The organism is Paenalcaligenes suwonensis, assembly GCF_011290505.1.
Classification (GTDB): Bacteria; Pseudomonadota; Gammaproteobacteria; order Burkholderiales; family Burkholderiaceae_B; genus Paenalcaligenes; species Paenalcaligenes suwonensis.
Map to the genome: position 1 here is coordinate 127,083 of NZ_JAANPV010000006.1, position 17,373 is coordinate 144,455.

General features: G+C 49.0%; 12 protein-coding genes, 1 tRNA gene and 1 pseudogene. 2 read left to right on the top strand and 12 right to left on the bottom strand.

Translation table 11 applies throughout. The features are described 5' to 3' along the window. The first annotated feature begins 142 nt into the window (after positions 1–142). Positions 143–219, top strand: a tRNA-Arg gene (locus GY634_RS10670). Positions 220–335: 116 nt separating this feature from the next. On the opposite strand, the gene GY634_RS10675 is transcribed toward GY634_RS10670, so the two are convergent. The 3 genes from GY634_RS10675 to GY634_RS10685 form a co-directional block, all read right to left on the bottom strand. Then, positions 336–635 (bottom strand): polysaccharide deacetylase family protein, encoded by a 300-nt coding sequence (locus GY634_RS10675; RefSeq protein WP_166408522.1) that lies wholly within the window; start codon positions 633–635, stop codon positions 336–338. Between the two features lie 152 nt (positions 636–787). Continuing rightward, complete coding sequence (locus GY634_RS10680) at positions 788–1,117, bottom strand: hypothetical protein (RefSeq protein WP_166408523.1); 330 nt, start codon at positions 1,115–1,117, stop codon at positions 788–790. A gap of 303 nt (positions 1,118–1,420) precedes the next feature. Continuing rightward, the gene (locus GY634_RS10685; RefSeq protein WP_166408524.1) at positions 1,421–2,425 is read right to left on the bottom strand and encodes a sulfate ABC transporter substrate-binding protein; all 1,005 of its coding nucleotides are present in this window, start codon (positions 2,423–2,425) and stop codon (positions 1,421–1,423) included. 430 nt (positions 2,426–2,855) lie between these two features. Here GY634_RS10685 and GY634_RS10690 point away from each other — a divergent pair, with 430 nt between their 5' ends. Next, entirely contained in the window at positions 2,856–4,040 is a 1,185-nt protein-coding gene (locus GY634_RS10690) for a hypothetical protein (protein ID WP_166408525.1), read from the top strand. A 9-nt stretch (positions 4,041–4,049) separates the two neighbouring features. On the opposite strand, the gene GY634_RS10695 is transcribed toward GY634_RS10690, so the two are convergent. The 9 genes and pseudogenes from GY634_RS10695 to GY634_RS10735 all read right to left on the bottom strand — a co-directional run bounded on the left by GY634_RS10695 (position 4,050) and on the right by GY634_RS10735 (position 17,250). Next, complete coding sequence (locus tag GY634_RS10695) at positions 4,050–5,765, bottom strand: DUF6138 family protein (RefSeq protein WP_166408526.1); 1,716 nt, start codon at positions 5,763–5,765, stop codon at positions 4,050–4,052. Between the two features lie 83 nt (positions 5,766–5,848). Next, positions 5,849–7,047: pseudogene (locus tag GY634_RS10700) on the bottom strand (NnrS family protein). A 3-nt stretch (positions 7,048–7,050) separates the two neighbouring features. Beyond that, positions 7,051–7,710: a response regulator gene (locus GY634_RS10705; protein WP_166408527.1), complete on the bottom strand. Its 660-nt coding sequence runs from the start codon at positions 7,708–7,710 to the stop codon at positions 7,051–7,053. A gap of 19 nt (positions 7,711–7,729) precedes the next feature. Next, a complete protein-coding gene (locus GY634_RS10710) occupies positions 7,730–9,712 on the bottom strand; it encodes a type IV pili methyl-accepting chemotaxis transducer N-terminal domain-containing protein (protein WP_166408528.1) in 1,983 nt (660 codons plus the stop codon). 80 nt (positions 9,713–9,792) lie between these two features. Further along, entirely contained in the window at positions 9,793–10,542 is a 750-nt protein-coding gene (locus GY634_RS10715; protein ID WP_166408529.1) for a peptidylprolyl isomerase, read from the bottom strand. Between the two features lie 10 nt (positions 10,543–10,552). Next, a complete protein-coding gene (gene narI / locus GY634_RS10720) occupies positions 10,553–11,239 on the bottom strand; it encodes a respiratory nitrate reductase subunit gamma (RefSeq protein WP_166408530.1) in 687 nt (228 codons plus the stop codon). Further along, a complete protein-coding gene (gene narJ, locus GY634_RS10725; protein ID WP_166408531.1) occupies positions 11,236–11,895 on the bottom strand; it encodes a nitrate reductase molybdenum cofactor assembly chaperone in 660 nt (219 codons plus the stop codon). Before narJ ends, narI begins: the two co-directional genes overlap by 4 nt. Continuing rightward, positions 11,882–13,513 carry a nitrate reductase subunit beta gene (gene narH / locus GY634_RS10730; protein WP_166408532.1) on the bottom strand — a complete coding sequence of 544 codons (1,632 nt, stop codon included), beginning with the start codon at positions 13,511–13,513 and terminating at the stop codon, positions 11,882–11,884. Before narH ends, narJ begins: the two co-directional genes overlap by 14 nt. Continuing rightward, positions 13,510–17,250, bottom strand: a complete 3,741-nt coding sequence (locus tag GY634_RS10735; RefSeq protein ID WP_166408533.1) for a nitrate reductase subunit alpha — start codon at positions 17,248–17,250, stop codon at positions 13,510–13,512. The genes narH and GY634_RS10735 overlap by 4 nt, the downstream gene beginning before the upstream one ends. Positions 17,251–17,373 lie beyond the last annotated feature (123 nt).

Below are 17,373 nucleotides of genomic sequence, written 5' to 3' on the forward strand. Positions count from 1 at the left end.
ACGGCATGTAGCCTAATGACTAAGCCGCATCATAACACTCCACTTTGACACAACTACCAAGACGATTACATGGTTATATTCCCCAACTAGCAAATAATGCTTGCGTCTGTATTATTGTTAATGCTATAGTTTACTTCTCACAGCGGCTGTAGCTCAGTTGGATAGAGTACTTGGCTACGAACCAAGGGGTCGTGAGTTCGAATCTTGCCAGCCGCGCCATATTTAGTAAAAAAGCCATTTCTTCGGAAATGGCTTTTTTTATTTGTCTTTCTCTACGCTACATCGCTTGACTCGTTATTCATAGCGACGTTGAGTAGATACCAACCTACCCGTCTTTACTGAAAAGAAACCGGCAACAATCCTTGTGCCTGTAAATTCGGCTTTTCATACACTGAATCTTCCGCCGGATAGCGCAAGCCCTCTACCCCCTTTGCTTTAGCAGCAGCCCAAATGCTACTTTCCCCCGCGGGTAAGGTATTCGCTTGCTGCTCGTACGACGGGTCATCAAACGCCAGCAATGGCGAAACAAAACGCCAACCGCGCTGCTCAAAAGCCTGAATAACCTCGGCAATAGTATCCGCATTGATTTGATTGGTATGCAGTAACAGCACATGAGCAGGGCTTTGCTCTAACACTTGTGAAGCCAAGTCTTCATAGTACTGAGATCCTTAGCACTAAAGTGTCCCCCGTCCTCTATACGTATCTCAGCAGCATCTGCACCGTTACCTAGAGATCCTACCACCCTTACCTGATCTGTAACCCGTATCGATGAGTTTGCTCCCGATACTCACACCGTAGAACCTGCACCGGATTCATTGATATACATTCTATTTGCGGTAAGAGAACCGCCATTGGTGACCTCTACCAACCCTTTACCCTTAGGTGAGCTGGTATCTGGCGCCGTACCTATAGATAGAAGATCCTCTGTAATAAAGCTGGACCCAGCCCCATCTACTAACAACTCCCCCGTACTCGACACGCCCACATCGACAGTATCGGTAGCCTTAACGGTTGCTCCACCTTTGACCTCTAAACGGCCATGTGTCGAACTACCTATGGTCAAAGGATTAGACAGATTCCATGTATCCGAGCCAGCTGTTACTTGAGCTTTTTTCACTACGAGCAGCAATTGTTAGGCTACGTTAAGTTTTCTGCTTACATAGCGACTAGTAGCCCGACTCGTCATTGACAGCGCATTGCGCACCTCCGTCACTTCCACATAAAAACATAGCGTTAACGCTATTAACATTATCGCGATATTCTCAATATTCAGTTTCAAAAGATACAGTCACCTCTCAATCTATTCACTTCTCTGTTGCATAACCTTGCTAATAACGCCACACTTTTTTAGTGCAGTAAGTGGCGACATTAGCTGTCAAAACAGCTACAAACTCTCGCTAAACAGGGGGGTAATGAGGGCTCAGTTTTGTAACTGATCCAACACACCATCTACCGCAAAATGCGTGGCTTGTATGTCTGCCCACGAACCCAGCACATCGGTAGGATTAACAAGCCTAAGTGCGGGAAAAACCCCTGCCTGCTTCGCCACCACATCAGGGTCCCGTACCCGGTAGTTGAGCTCGCTCAACACAACTTGAATATCTGGTGTATATAAAAACCGTAAAAAGGCCGTCGCCAGATCTCGGCTACCACGTTCGTCTGCTACGTTATCAACCACCGCCACAGGGAATTCAGCTAACACACTGCTAGGCGGCACAACAATTTCAAAACCTTGATCTCTAAACTCTGGGCTGTTGATGATGTTGCGCTCTTCGAACTCAAAAGTTAGCAATACATCGGCTTGGCCATTTTGAGCAAAAGCGACAGTGGCCCCTCTGCTACCAGTAGGAAAATTCTCTACATTAGCCAGCAACTTACCTACGAAATCTCGTATTTGTGTCTCATCCCCGTTAAAGGCATGATGCGCATATAACCAGGCGCCCAAATAACTGTACCGTGCATTGCCTGAGGTCTTGGGGTTTGAAAAAACGAGGCTCACATCCTCGCGTACGAGATCATCCCAGTCTTGAATTTTTTTAGGATTACCTTTACGCACCAAAAATGTGATGGTGCTGTAGTAAGGCGAACTGTTATACGGCAGGCGTTCTGCCCAGTCTTCAGCCACAATGCCCCGCTCTACCAGAGCAGCGATATCAGTGACCTGATTTAAGGTCACCACATCGACTTTTTTACCTTGAATAATGTCTTGGGCTTGACGCGAGCTACCCGCGAAAGACTGATCTATCTTGATGCTTTGCCCAGTTTTTTGCTGCCAATGCTCTACAAATTTGGGATTTACTGCCGCAAAGGTTTCACGCGCCACGTCAAACGATGCATTTAATAAGCTACTGGCCTGCGCCATAACACTAGAACTACTGATCACAGCAAACAGCGCCAATACCCCTGTCATTATTTTCATCGTCATCTGCTACTCCACATAAGACTGGCCTTGCAGCCAAACTATTTATCCATGCAAAGCATTATGAGTAGCAATTATAAAAACACGAACAACATTATCCTTATTCTCTTATAACCACCATTTTATTTTAATAAATTCAACTTATTTTTTATTTAAATTAACACAAACAAATCAAACAAAAAAATAAAATATCATTATTTAAAAAACACCCATACCAATAAAAACCATTCAAAAATAATTCAATAAATACACAACCACATATTACTTAACAAACAAAAATAAATAAAAATTTGAATCCATATATTAATTCGGTTAGCATTAAAAAATCCTCAACAACTCTCAATGCCATACGTTGAGGTTTTATCACTACCCAAAACACCCTCGTTGTGCGGTAATAGTAAACACGCAGTACCACGAACCTCGACCAAGAGCTGCCATGCCTACTCAAACTTTCGCAGGCCTAAAGCCTACCCCCCGCCGCTCGTCACACACTAGGCGCTCTACGTCCACAACCTCTCCTGCTCATCGCTACCGCGTGGTTGCTACCTGCATACTGGGCTGCAGTCTGCTCGCTGCTACCGCACCACCCGCCTTGGCCGCTAGCAGCAAAGATGAGTCCGCACTATACAAGTTGTACGATGTACTGGCCGAACGGCTGTTAAGCGATAGACCACTAGAAGAAACCTTGGTGAATGCTTTCCCCATCAAACGTCCCATCAGTTACTTCGAGCAGCAATTTGACGAAGAACAAGACAGCAAACAACTCTCTACCCCAGACCCAAGCATTAGCCCTGACGAGTGGGAAGCCATACAAAATTCTGATATTGATGCTTACTCTGAGTCCGGCAATATCTCGTATGCCTTAATGGATTTAGATAATGATGGGCAGCGCGACCTAATTATTGAAAGCTATATAGGCGGTACGGGGCTTTTTAGTTATACCGGCGTACTTAAGCGCTCAGGTGCACAGTTTGTGCCTCACACCGTTGCCGCACTCGAGGATGACTCTCTCATGCCAGGAGAGCTGTTTACCGAAAATGGTAGGGGCGCGAATCAGTGGAGCACATGGGTAGACATCAACGGGCAAATTTATGCCGTGTTTTTCAATGGTACCTTTGGGCAAGAAAAATTTTACTTATTGCGTCCGTTTCATCATGAAGCCGAAGTGCCCGTCATTACCGTCACCTATAAAACTGAGTTCACAGGGCTAACACCGCCTGACAAGAGCGCACGCAATAACCTTGCCACCTACATTGATCAGAAAAAACTCTTTCACGACTTGAACACCATGCAAGATACCCAGGTGGTGAACAACGACGGCCCTACCGCCGTATGCCCCGTGCCTGCAGATACCCCTCCCGAAGAAATTGACGCTTACTCCATGGGCAGCGCACTGCATTACAGCGTAGATGGCATAGGCAACGTACCTGTGTGGGCAGACACTTCGTGCTATGTGGGTTCTGTCTATAGTTACTTTGGTTTGGCTCCTGGTGCCAGACGCGCCGAAGCACAAATACTGCTACGCGACCCCTATACCCCCGACAGCGAAGAACTATCTGAAATCACTGTATGGGGTGCCAGAAAACTGCATACTATCTCCGTAGGCTGGGAAAAATTCTAAGCTGTTTTCCTAACGCTGCGCATGTTGGGTCAGTAACTCGCCCAATAACGCCTTCTGTGGCTCTACTGCTTGTTTATGTACTTTACGCAATGCGGCCTCTGAGCCCCAGATGAAATACACCAGAGTTTGAACAGCGTAACGATCCAACTTACGGCTTTGCTCTAGCAATAACTGCAGCGCCTGCTCACCCTCAAAAACGCTGGCGACTTTCGCTTTAAAGTCACCATTCACGCGGCCTATTCCATCCACTACGATAGCGCTATTAGCGGTGGTCATACCCTGTGTTTCTAGCAAGGTTTTCAAAAACTGCTGGTGCACCATTTGGTGTTCGTCATCAACCTGTTGTAAGTAGCGCTGTAGCAAGGGTAAATAACGCTCATTGGCTAAGGCCAAAATAAACACGGCATAGCTGCCTGGCATGGCACAGTATTCATTTTCTTGATCGGAATACCATTCATACTCTTGCATCGCTACCTCTGCATAGCGTTCTAGCTCGGCATGTAGCTCAGCATACTGTGCCGCATTCGCAAAAAATTGTAGCGTTTTTCCCTTGCCCAGCTTCGGCACTGGAAACACCGCCTTGGCTTTACTGCTTAAGCGAATTTGATAGCTGTGGGGAAAGCCTTGCTCCAAGACATTACTTAAAAAACGTAGTGCCGCCGCATAAGCGCTTGCTGTTTCTTGACGTATTTTGATGTGCACCTGAGCTTGCACATCATTGGCAAGGCACTCTACCTCATCGGTAGTTAAGCGGGTATACGCTGGGTCTATTAACCCGCTGCCCGTTTTCAATAAATCGTAAGCACGCTGATACCCTAGCTCCCCCGCCTGATTTAAGTAGGCAATGCCCGTATCGCGGCTGTAGCTAGGCTCAAACTGCAATATCAACACGGCAATAAAGGCGAGTAGCTCTACGCTTGCCTGATCTTCCTGCACAAACGCCGTACGGTTTCGTACTCCTATATCGTGGTCTGGCACGATAGAGAAAAACATCGCCGACCCATATAAGGGCTCAACCGTTTCAAAATACCGTGGCAAAAACACCTTATTCGCCCACCTTTTCAAGGTGTGGAGCATGCTGTTTCGTACCTGCACCAAGCGCTTGGGGGAAACCTTGCTGAGTTCAAGAATAGCTTTACAGGCTCGCTCTATCTGAGCCGCATCAATGTGCGTATACAACTGCGGGCACACGAGATGCTGCAAGAGGAACATCACATCTAAATCTTTAGGAGGATGCTTACCCTGCCACAAAGCGCTGTCCATATAATTTGCTATGCGTTGGCGCAAGGCAGCTGCTCGGGCTTCGTCACGGTACACCAGCAAAATGCCATGCGGCTCTAACTTTGGGCCAAACTGTGCGGGATACAGTAACTGCACCACCACAGTATGCGCCCAAAAGGCATCCCCTTTTTGGGTATCTAGCCACGCCGTGATCTGTTCACGTAAGGCAGGAATGAAGTGCTGTTGTAGTTGTTCTGACGTCCAGCGCTCTGCGAGCGATACCACCACACTGTGTTCTTGTGTGGATAACTGTGCGGTGATACGCATCTTCTGCGCATCCACGGTGTTTTCCACGCTAATGCCCAGCTCATCAAACATGCCGTCTTGCAATGCGCTACGCGCCACAATGCTTTCGGCAGTGCCATTTAAGCTCGCACGCTTATGCTCTACGAGTTGCTTCAGTGCATCCAGAACACTGCTAACAAATACCGTGGACTCATTCATGTGTATACCTACTTATTTTCTAAGCCACGATTTTGCCACAGTACATCCCAGCCCACGTACTAACTAGTGCTGGTAGCACATCCTTAGCCCTCAGCACCATCCACCCTAATGGTTAACAACGGCTTGCTGTAGTGGTACAAGAAAATCACATAAGCCACCACCCACAAAGTGACGCTCGTGTCATACACCGGTAGGGCAATGGTAGGAAACACCGCCACCACAGGGCCTCGCACTACCGCGGCAATGAGCATAAAAGCCAGTGCCCAACCTATACCGGGTAAGGTTTTAATGGGTCGCCCCGTGTGCCCTAAACTGACCCGTGCCATCATGGCCAAAATCATGGTGGACATGGCACCTATGGTCAACGTATGAATCGCAATTTCAGTACGCATCCAACCCAGTAATGCCCCAGCCCACAATAACAAGGCAATACCAATAACGTAATAGCTAGTGTGCAGCCCCCACAACAACGGCTCATGCCAACAGCGTAACCCTTCCCAACGTAACGCACGAACTAGGTTGCATACCCCTGCTACCACACACACCACTGCCATCAGCGCAGACGAGAACACTACGCCAAACATAGCGAAAATCTGCCAAACCACTAAACACAGCACCAGCAAAATAGAGCCTAGCTCTAGCCCTTTTATGGGTTTAACGGCATCACGGTTAAGTTTTCTGGACGTAAAAAATGGAATAACACGTCCACCTAAAATCACCATTAACAACGTGATTAATAAGATGCCCATATATACCGAATGCTGTATTAATAAGAAGTCGGCGCGCCACGCCCCCACATGCATGCCCACATTTGCCAAGGCCAGTAACAGCAAAATAGGCACAAACATCAGGTTGCGCCATAATTTGGCGCGCCCTACGAGATACGCCATGATCAACGCTACCGCTGGCAAAAATGCCATGTCTACTATCCCAGCCACGACCACGAGACCTGACGGTGGAAACGCCATCAGCACACGCCCCAGCAACCACAACAACACCAGCAGCAGCAACGGTACGCCAGTCAGGCTAGGCAGCCCAGTCCAATTGCGTACAGCCGTCAATAAAACCCAGCCACTACCGCCGAGACAAACGCAAACAGCATTTCGTGCTGGTGCCACCACAGCATCGAGCCATAGGGTTGCAATAACACTTTGCCATGCCAGAACAATAACCACACCACTAAAAACACTATGCTACTTAAGGCTGCTAAGAAGAAAAAAGGTCTAAATGCCAACGCCTTGATAGGCATCCAACCTGTGGTCATGCTGCTATCGTGTGCCATGTTTTACTCCGATACTAAACCGTGTTCTACGGCGTACACCGCAATTTGTACCCGACTGGTTAAATCCAACTTCTTCAAAATATTCTGTACATGAATTTTGACCGTGCTTTCTGCCACATCTAAGGTGCGAGCTATGGCTTTATTGCTATCGCCCCTCGCCAAGCACTGCATAATTTCTCGTTCGCGCTGCGTTAAACGAGTTTGCTGCTCATTACGCTCTTTACTGACTACATTCGTGCCATGTTGGCGAAATTGCTCAACCAACTTTACGGTCATTTGGTTGTCGATAACCGGCTCGCCCGCTGCTGCTTTACGTATAGCCAAGGTTAGCGCCTCTACGTCCATATTCTTCAGTAAGTACCCTCTAGCGCCATAGCTCAGCGCTTGAGCTAACTCTTCTGCCTCTTCAGATACGGTCAAGATAATCACTGCGCAATCGGGTAGCTCTTGCACTAACAGTTGTAAAGTATCCAGCCCAGATAACCCTGGCATATTCAAATCCAACAAGATCACATCAGGCGTTAAAGCGGTAGCGCGTTTCAAACCCTCGGCCCCATCTGCTGCCTCGCCTACCACTTCAAAATCATCTTGACGCATCAACAGCAACTTCACACCAGAACGAAACAGGCTGTGATCATCAATAAGTAGAATTCGTATAGTCATAGTGTTCGCTAGTGTTATGTCACACACCTTCTTGCATGGCGGTGTGCGCTGAGTCATCGGGTCTGTTACGTGAAACGAGTACGGGCAACCACAACGAGACTTTAGCCCCTTTGCCCACGGTAGAAACTTGTTCTAACGTCGCTCCTATGCGCGCTGCACGTTCTTTCATAATGCGTCGGCCTAGTTGTTCTCTGCCCTCGTGGCCTAAGGCTTCTTCCTCGTAACCCACACCGTCGTCAATCACCTGCAAGGTGAAATCCATCCCTTCACGTATCAGAATTTCTACTTTTTTAGCCTGTGCATGTTTACGTACATTCGACAGGGCTTCTTGCAAAATAAACAGCACTTGCAGTTGCTGCTCTTGGGTCAGCGCCGTGCCCTCATCCAACCCTTCTGTTTCAAGTTCTACCAAGACATCCACTTGTCGTTGAAAGCGCTCTACGGTTTCACACACTGCATCTAACAACTCTCCCTCACCTAAACGGCTACGGAAGTTGCTAAGTAGTTCGCGCACATCTTGGTAGCTTTCATCTACACCGGCCCGCAACAAAGGCAGAATCTCTTTGGCTTCATCTACCTTATTGTTTCGTAGCGACTGGTCCAGCATTTGCAACTGTAGGTTTAAAAAATTCAGCCCTTGCGCAATGCTGTCGTGTAACCCCTGCGCAAATAGATTGCGTTCTTGCTCCATCGCTAACTGACGAGTTTCGCCCAATAACCGTCGGTTCTGTAAGGCCACGCCTAAATGCTTACCCAAGGTTTCCAGTAAGTGACGTTCGCTAGCCGTTAGTTTGCGACTGGCTTTGAAATGCAAGGAAAACGAGCCCAACACCTCGTCTTGTGCCATGATCTGAAACACATTCAGGCTTTGAAAGCCGTCATTCAAACAGTGAAACGATTCTGGGGCACGTATACGTCCTACATCTTGAATAGACACTGTGCCACTACGAGTAGCCTGCCCACAAAAGCATGCCCCTACTTTGATGCACGATTCATGCTGTTCGTGAGAAGCCGATAACCCTTGCGAGAGTACTAATCGCAGGTTGTCGTGACGTGGGTCTAACGTACGTATAGACCCTCCGTCTGCTTTAAACTGGCGCATGACGCGGTCTAGGAAACCGCGGCACATCTCTTCTATCTCTAGTGGCTGACTTAAAAAAGCAGCCATCTCGTATAGAGCCGATAACGAGGCATTACGTAGCGCCAACTGCTGGGTTTTTTCTTCTACTCTACGACCCAGATCCAAATATAGGCTGTTGAGTTCTTTAGCCATTAGGTTAAATCCGTCAGACAGCTCTCCAAATTCATCACGTCGCTGTATGGGTAATGACACCGAGAAATCTCGCTCTGCCATTCTATTCACGCCATTCCGTAACACCGTGATAGGGAAAAGAATCCATCTATAGACTAGGTAGATCAGCGCTCCCGCGCCAACTACCGCAATCACCAATAAAACAACTTGCAGCAAGCGCAACAAAAAGGTTTTTTGTGCATTATCCACTTCTATCAAATGCACCAGATGATCGGCTTTTTCTAAGAATCCTGGCAAAGCAATCTGATACTGTTGCGCTGCCTCTTGCGTAGACGCCAGCCTTACACTGCCTACCATCTGCGAGTACCAATACTGGGTGACTTGCTCTAACTGCTCATGCACTGCCGAATCACGCGGCAACATCAAGGGTCTAGAAGGGTCTCCCTGGCGTAGCTGCTGCAGCACAAAGGCTTGTTTGTGCAGTTGCCGGTCTAAGCGGGCAGGAATTTTTCCCTCGTTATCATGGGAAAGTGCCTCTAGCGATAACGCCACCTGATTAGCGCGCATACGCAACGTTCCAGCATCGTTAATCGCCGCCGCCGCACCTTCCATTTGCCATGACAACCATAAGGTCCAACCTATCATGGTTAAAAAAATTGCGAGAGCCACCACCACACTCGCGGTTAAGCGCGTGGATAATCGCTCCCACAATTTCAGTTGGCCAAGCATTGCAGGCTGGCTATTGCCCATAGAGATACCTCATCGTAAGTGGATGATATCTATAGCTTACACCTATGGCTGCTCTACCACTTTGCTTCGCGTTCATTTCCCTACTGCATCAATGGACTATCTGCACCCGTAAAGTGTTCCAGGCCTTCTATACGAGCCTGCCCTACCAAGCGTTGCAAAAACTGTCGCCACGCAATGGCTTCGTTAGCCGCACTCAAGGCATCCCGTATGCTGTCGCTGACTTTTTCGTAAGGTAACAATTTACCCTCTGCTCGCCGTAACACTCTTACCACATGCAAGCCATGGCGCGTTTCTAACAAGCGGGGTAGCACCTGTCCTGCCGGCATCGCAAACACCACACGCTCAAACTCAGGTACCGTTTGTCCGCGCGATAGCTGCCCTAAACTGCCGCCTACTGCCGCCGAACTGCAATTGGAAAACTGCTTAGCCAAGGCGGGCAATTGTTCAGGTGCTTGTTGCACTTGCTCTAGCACCACCTGAGCACGTTCGCGTAATGCTTGCAGGTCTACGTCTGGTGTGACTTGGAACAAAATATGCTCGGCCTCTAAGCACTCACCTACGGTGAAATGTTCTGGGTGCTGAACATAGTGACGCTTACAGATTTCCTCGTCTGGCTGCGGCAAGGCCACCTCTTTTGCCAATAAATTATCGATGACGGCGTCATCGGTATCACCTTGCACCCCTAGCCGGTTCGCTTCGTCTAGCAGCAAACGTCGCACCACCAAGGTATTTAACGCCATTTCCAATGGGTTTTCAGACTCTTGATGGTAGCTAAGCTCTTGCTCTACCTCTGCATCGGTAAGCTCAATGCCATTTACTTTGACTCCCATGTGCGTCTCCCTAGCGACGTGGACGTACGAGCTGCCACGCACGACCCAAATAAAACACCGAGGCAAACCCGCTCCACACGTGTACTAAACGGGTAAAGGGGAAAATTACAAACAGCGTCATACCCATGAACAAGTGTGCTTTAAACACCCACGATGCACTAGCGATATACGCTGCAGCACCGGATCTGAAGGTGACAATATGCTGTGCCCACGACATCAACAACACCATTTCTTCACCATCCAAATGCTGCATGGACACAAAAATAGTGCTTAAACCCAGCAATAACGTCAGCAGTAACCACACAAGCAGCAACTTATCGCCAAACCGTGTTTGTGCTGCGATACGTGGATTGGTTAAGCGTCGATACAGCAGTATTAACAAGCCCGCCAAACACATCAGCCCCATCACACCACCGGCCGCCATCGCAAACACTTGTTTAGTGCTGTGCGAAATACCAAGGAAATCCCACACGGCCACAGGGGTCAGCAGCCCTACTAAGTGACCAAAGAACAAACCGATAATCCCAATATGGAACAGGATATTCCCCAGTCGTAACGAGCCGTGATACAGCAACTGAGAGCTATCGCTTTTCCACGTGTATTGCTCACGCTCAAAACGCACCAAACTACCCAAAAAGAAAATCGTTAACGCTATATAGGGATAGACGCCAAAAAAGAACTGGTTCAGGCTATTCATGCTGATTCTCCTGTGGATCTCTGAGCCGTTCTGGGGTGAAAACGCACCACTTGCTCGCCACCAAAGTTGCCGTGTAACAAAGGCTCGGCACCGTCATTGCCTACCCCAAACATTTCTAATGCCTCATCCATATCTCGCACGGGTGGTAACTCTTGCTCTTCAGGCTGCACGTCGGTGCGTGTGCGCAATACGGCAAAAATCGTGGCATACGGGCTTTGGTTCGCTGCCAATCTATTACCTATAGCGGCTAACACATGAATAGCCTGATCCAACAACTCTTGCGATTGCTCGGGTTGCTGCAAACTTAAAAACTCTAGAAACAAGGGGATGTAGTCGGGCAACTCGGCGGACACCAAGTCAAAACCATGCTGCTGATATTCGTTCAGCAAATCCACCATAGCCTGTCCACGATCGCGGCTTTCACCGTGTACGTGCTCAAACAAATGCAAGGAATGGGCAGGATTACGATCAAAGGTGGCGACATAGTTTTCCTGCACTGCAATCACCGACTTAGCAGACAGAAAATCCAGCAATGGGCGTAATTGTTGCAAAGCCTCTGGGTAATCGTTTAAGGCCTCATTCACTTCTGGCAATGCATCCAGAAGTTCTTGATCGGGATAATCCAACAATGTAGAAAGTACTTTATACAGCAGCATGTTTATCCTCCCCAGCGTTGTTCGGTGCTGCAGGTGTGCGACGTACTTCCCTAGCAATCACGGTAGGAGCACGTTCGCCGGTAGCAGGGCCTTTGGGCTGATCTGCACGATGACGTGGTCGCCCAAATAAGGTGGTTTCCGTTACCCCACCACTGCAACCATTACCAAAGGTGAAACCACAGCTACCTTGATCGGTAAAGCTGTCTTCGGCCATTTCTTTGTGAGACGATGGAATTACAAAGCGGTCTTCGTAGTTGGCAATTGCCATGATCTGGTACATGTCTTCTACGGTGGCAGCATCTAGCCCAACCGTTGAAATCACTTCGTGATCAGGCTGCTTGTGCACTACTTCGGATCGCTTGTACGCACGCATGGCCAGCATGCGTTTCAACGCTAAGGTGATAGGCGCTTCTTTGCCTGCTGTCAGCAAGTTGGCCAAGTAACGTACCGGAATTCGCAAGCTGTCTACGTCTGGAATCATGCTGGCAGCACCAATGGTGGCGTGCGGCATTTGGCCAGACTCAGCTGCCGACTGTATGGGGGAGAGCGGGGGTATGTACCACACCATTGGCAAAGTACGGTACTCAGGGTGCAAGGGGAAAGCCACCTTCCATTCGCAAGCCATTTTGTACACCGGCGATTGTTTAGCAGCTTGCAGCCAACCTTCTGGAATACCTTGTTCGCGTGCTTTAGCGATCACTTCTGGATCGTTAGGGTCCAAGAACAAATCCAGCTGGGATTCGTACAAATCTTGCTCATCTGCAGTAGAAGCAGCTTCAGCAATTTTGTCGGCGTCGTACAGCATCACACCTAAATAACGTATACGCCCCACACAGGTTTCGGAACATACGGTAGGTTGGCCTGCTTCTATACGTGGGTAGCAAAAAGTACATTTTTCGGCTTTACCGCTTTGCCAGTTGTAATACACCTTTTTGTACGGGCAACCCGAGATACACATGCGCCAGCCGCGACATTTATCTTGGTCTACCAACACAATACCGTCGTCTTCACGTTTGTAGATAGAACCCGATGGGCAACTTGCTACACAGGTGGGGTTTAAGCAGTGCTCACACAAGCGTGGCAAATACATCATGAAGGTGTTCTCAAACGTGGCGTACATATCTTTTTGCACGTTCTCGAACAACTGGTCACGACTACGGGCAGCAAACTCACCGCCTAAATCATCTTCCCAGTTAGGACCCCAGGTGATTTTTTCCATCTTTTGTCCCGTCAATACGGACACAGGGCGTGCCGTAGGCGGAGTACGACTTAAGGGTGCATTTTGTAGATGCTGATAGTCGTAGGTAAATGGTTCGTAGTAATCATCAATTTGTGGCAAGTTGGGGTTTGCGAAAATATTAGCAAGTATGCGTAGCTTGCTACCTTGTCTGGGTTTAAGACGCCCTTTGGCATCACGCACCCAGCCACCTTTCCATTTTTTCTGGTTTTCCCATTCTTTAGGGTAGCCCACGCCGGGCTTGGTTTCTACGTTATTGAACCAGGCATATTCCACACCGTCTCTACTGGTCCAGACATTCTTACAGGTCACCGAGCAAGTGTGACAACCAATACACTTGTCCAGATTCAATACCATGCCTATCTGTGCACGAATCTTCATTGATGAACTCCTTTACGAATACTTTCCAGACTGAGTGGCTCTTCCATCCAATCCACTTTATCCAGCTTGCGTAGCACCACAAATTCGTCACGATTACTACCCACCGTACCGTAGTAGTTAAAACCGTAGGCTTGCTGGGCATAACCACCAATCATGTGCGTTGGTTTCAGTACGGTACGTGTGACCGAGTTATGGATACCACCGCGTTTTCCGCTCAGTTGAGAGCCCGGTACGTTCACTATTTTTTCTTGGGCGTGATACATGAAACACACACCCGCAGGAATACGCTGACTGACAACCAGACGTGCTGTCACCACACCGTTCACGTTAAAGACTTCTACCCAGTCGTTATCCACCAAGCCTGCACGTTTAGCTTCACTTTCGGCAATCCACACGTGTGGGCCACCACGGCTAAGCGTCAACATGCGCAAGTTATCCGAGTAAGTACTGTGAATACCCCATTTCTGGTGTGGAGTAACCCAGTTCAGAACCAAGTCGTTTTTGCCTTTACCGTGGATTTTCTGCATAGGCTCCACCGTTTTGGTGTCGACTGCCGGACGGTACACACAGAAGCCTTCACCAAAGTCCAACATCCAACGGTGATCTTGATACAACTGTTGTCTGCCCGTTAATGTGCGCCAAGGAATCAGCTCATGCACGTTGGTGTAACCGGCGTTGTAGCTCACTTCTTCGCTTTCTAAACCAGACCATGTAGGCGCTGAAATAATCTTGCGCGGCTGTGCCTGTATATCGCGGAAGCGAATTTTTTCGTGAGAACGCCCTTGAGCCAAATGCTTGTGCTCACGACCCGTAATTCGCTCTAATGCTTCCCATGCTTTCACCGACACGTGGCCGTTGGTTTCTGGTGCTAAGGTTAGAATCATTTCCGCCGCATCAATGGCCGTATCCAACTGAGGACGACCTTGGCTTACGCCTGGTTCTTGCACCTGCTGATTCAACACCCCTAGTTCGGAGATTTCGTGTTCAGTATTCCAGTTAATCCCTTTACCGCCATTACCCAACTTGTCTAGCAACGGCCCTATGGAGGTGAACTTGCGGTAGATATCTCGGTAATCACGTTCCACCACGGTCATGGAAGGCGCTGTTTTACCGGGGATCAAATCACACTCACCGTATTTCCAGTCTTTAGGATCAAAGGCCTGCCCCAACTCTCCGGGGGTGTCGTGCATCAATGGGGTCAACACCAAGTCTTCTTGTTCGCCCAAGTAATCGCCACCAATTTCACTGAAACGTTTGGCAAGTAACTTATAGATTTCCCAGTCAGTTTTACTTTCCCACAAAGGCTGTACAGCTTCGCTAAGTGGGTGAATGAAGGGGTGCATGTCAGACGTGTTCAAATCGTCTTTTTCGTACCAAGTAGCCGTAGGCAACACAATATCGCCATACAGACAGGTAGTACTCATGCGGAAATCCAGCACGGTTAACAAGTCCAGTTTGCCTTCGTGCTCCTCGTCGCGATAGGCTACTTCTAACGGACGTATGCCGTCTTTTTCTTCACTAAATACGGCGTTTTGCGTACCCAGTAAATACTTCAACATGTACTCGTGCCCCTTACCGCTAGAACCCAGCAAGTTAGAGCGCCAGATAAACATGTTACGAGGGAAGTTTTCAGGTAAATCTGGATCTTCGCAGCTCATGCGCAGGGTGCCTTTTTTCAGGCTTTGTGCTGCATAGGTAACAGGATCTTCCCCTTTGGCGCGCGCTTGAGCCACTACATCCAATGGGTTAGTTTGCAACTGCGGTGCAGATGGCAACCATCCCATACGCTCAGACTTGGCATTCATATCAATCATGCTCATGCCTGAGTAGCGTGAGGTCTGTGCCGTAGGCGACAACACCTCATCTACTGCCAATTTTTCATGACGCCATTGGCCTGTGTGTGCGTAGAAGAAAGAGGTGCCATTCATTTGGCGCGGTGGACGAGACCAATCCAAGCCAAAGGCTAGTGGTGCCCAACCAAATTGTGGTCGCAGTTTTTCTTGACCCACATAATGTGCCCAACCACCACCACTTTGGCCCACGCAACCACACATCACCAACATATTGATGATCGCGCGGTAGGTCATGTCCATGTGATACCAGTGGTTCAAACCCGCACCCACAATCACCATAGAACGCCCTTCCGTGTCGTGAGCGTTTTGTGCAAACTCTCGAGCAACTTGTATGACTTGCTGACGCGGCACTGTGGTGTGCTTTTCTTGCCATGCTGGGGTGTACGGCACATCGTCGTCGTAACTGCTGGCCACATTCGGGCCACCCAATCCACCATCCACACCGTAGTTAGCCATCTGCAAGTCATAGACCGTTGCCACCAACACGTACTGGCCATCTGCACCCAACAAGCGTTTTACAGGCACCCGGCGCTGCAATACGTCGTCGTGCTCACCGCCAAAGTACGGGAAAGCAACCTCTACTACTTCGTCGTGCTCTTTAATCAGACTTAGCTGTGGCAGCACTTCACGACCTGAGCCTGCATCACGCATTTCTAGGTTCCAGCGCCCTACATGCCCGCCTTCGTGCTCGCCCTCGCCCCACCGCAAACCAATAGAACCGTTAGGCACTACCAGTTCGCCTGTGTTTTCATCGATTAACAGGGTTTTCCATTCTGGGTTATTGACTTGACCCAGTGCGTTATCCAAATGAGAAGCACGCAAGAAGTGACCGGGGTGCAGCATACCGTCACGCGACTCCAACATGACCAACATAGGCATATCGGTGTACTGCTGAATGTAGCGGCGGAAATAAGCCGACTTATCTGGGCGATGGAATTCAGACAAAATCACGTGGCCCATTGCTAAGGCCAAGGCAGCGTCTGTACCTTGTCGTGGTGCTAGCCAAATATCGCCGAACTTCACCATTTCACCGTAGTCGCTGGAAACAGCAACGGTTTTAGTGCCTTTATAGCGAACCTCGGTATAGAAGTGCGCATCAGGCGTACGGGTTTGAGGGACGTTAGAGCCCCACACAATTAAGTAGTTAGCGTTATACCAGTCGGCCGATTCGGCCACGTCGGTTTGTTCACCCCACACCTGTGGACTGGCTGGCGGCAAATCACAGTACCAGTCGTAAAAGCTCAAACAGGTACCGCCCAATAAGCTGAGGTAACGCGCACCAGCGGCGTAGCTCACCATGCTCATTGCGGGAATAGGCGAGAAACCAATCAGCCTGTCTGGACCAAACTTTTTAATGGTGTAGGCATTGGCGGCGGCAATGATTTCGGTAGCGGTATCCCAATCGGCACGCACAAAACCACCCAAGCCACGTACCGCTTTATAACGGCGTGCTTTTTCTGGGTCTTGGCTAATGGATTCCCACGCGGCGATAGGATCTAAGGTTTGGCGCGCCTCGCGCCACATTTCCATGAGGCTGCCACGCATTAACGGGTATTTCACCCGCTGAGCCGAATACACATACCAACTGTACGAGGCACCACGCGGACAGCCCCTAGGTTCGTGGTTAGGCAAGTCTGCTCGGGTACGTGGGTAATCGGTTTGTTGTGTTTCCCAGGTGATCAGGCCATTTTTGACATACACCTTCCACGAACAGGAACCGGTACAGTTCACACCGTGCGTGGAACGCACTATTTTGTCATGCTGCCAACGAGCCCGGTACGTGTTTTCCCACTGCCGGTCTTCATTAACCACCTCGCCGTGCCCATCTGCATACGTAGACTTCACACGAGAAACGAATTTCAGCCTATCGAGAAAATGACTCATACTGTTGTCCTCATTGCTCAGCCCACCCTGCTACTTTGGACTGACGTAAAAGAATTGTGATTACGTATTACTGTAGAAAAATTCCGCATGGCGAACCATTCGCCACGCGTATAGTTTTCATGA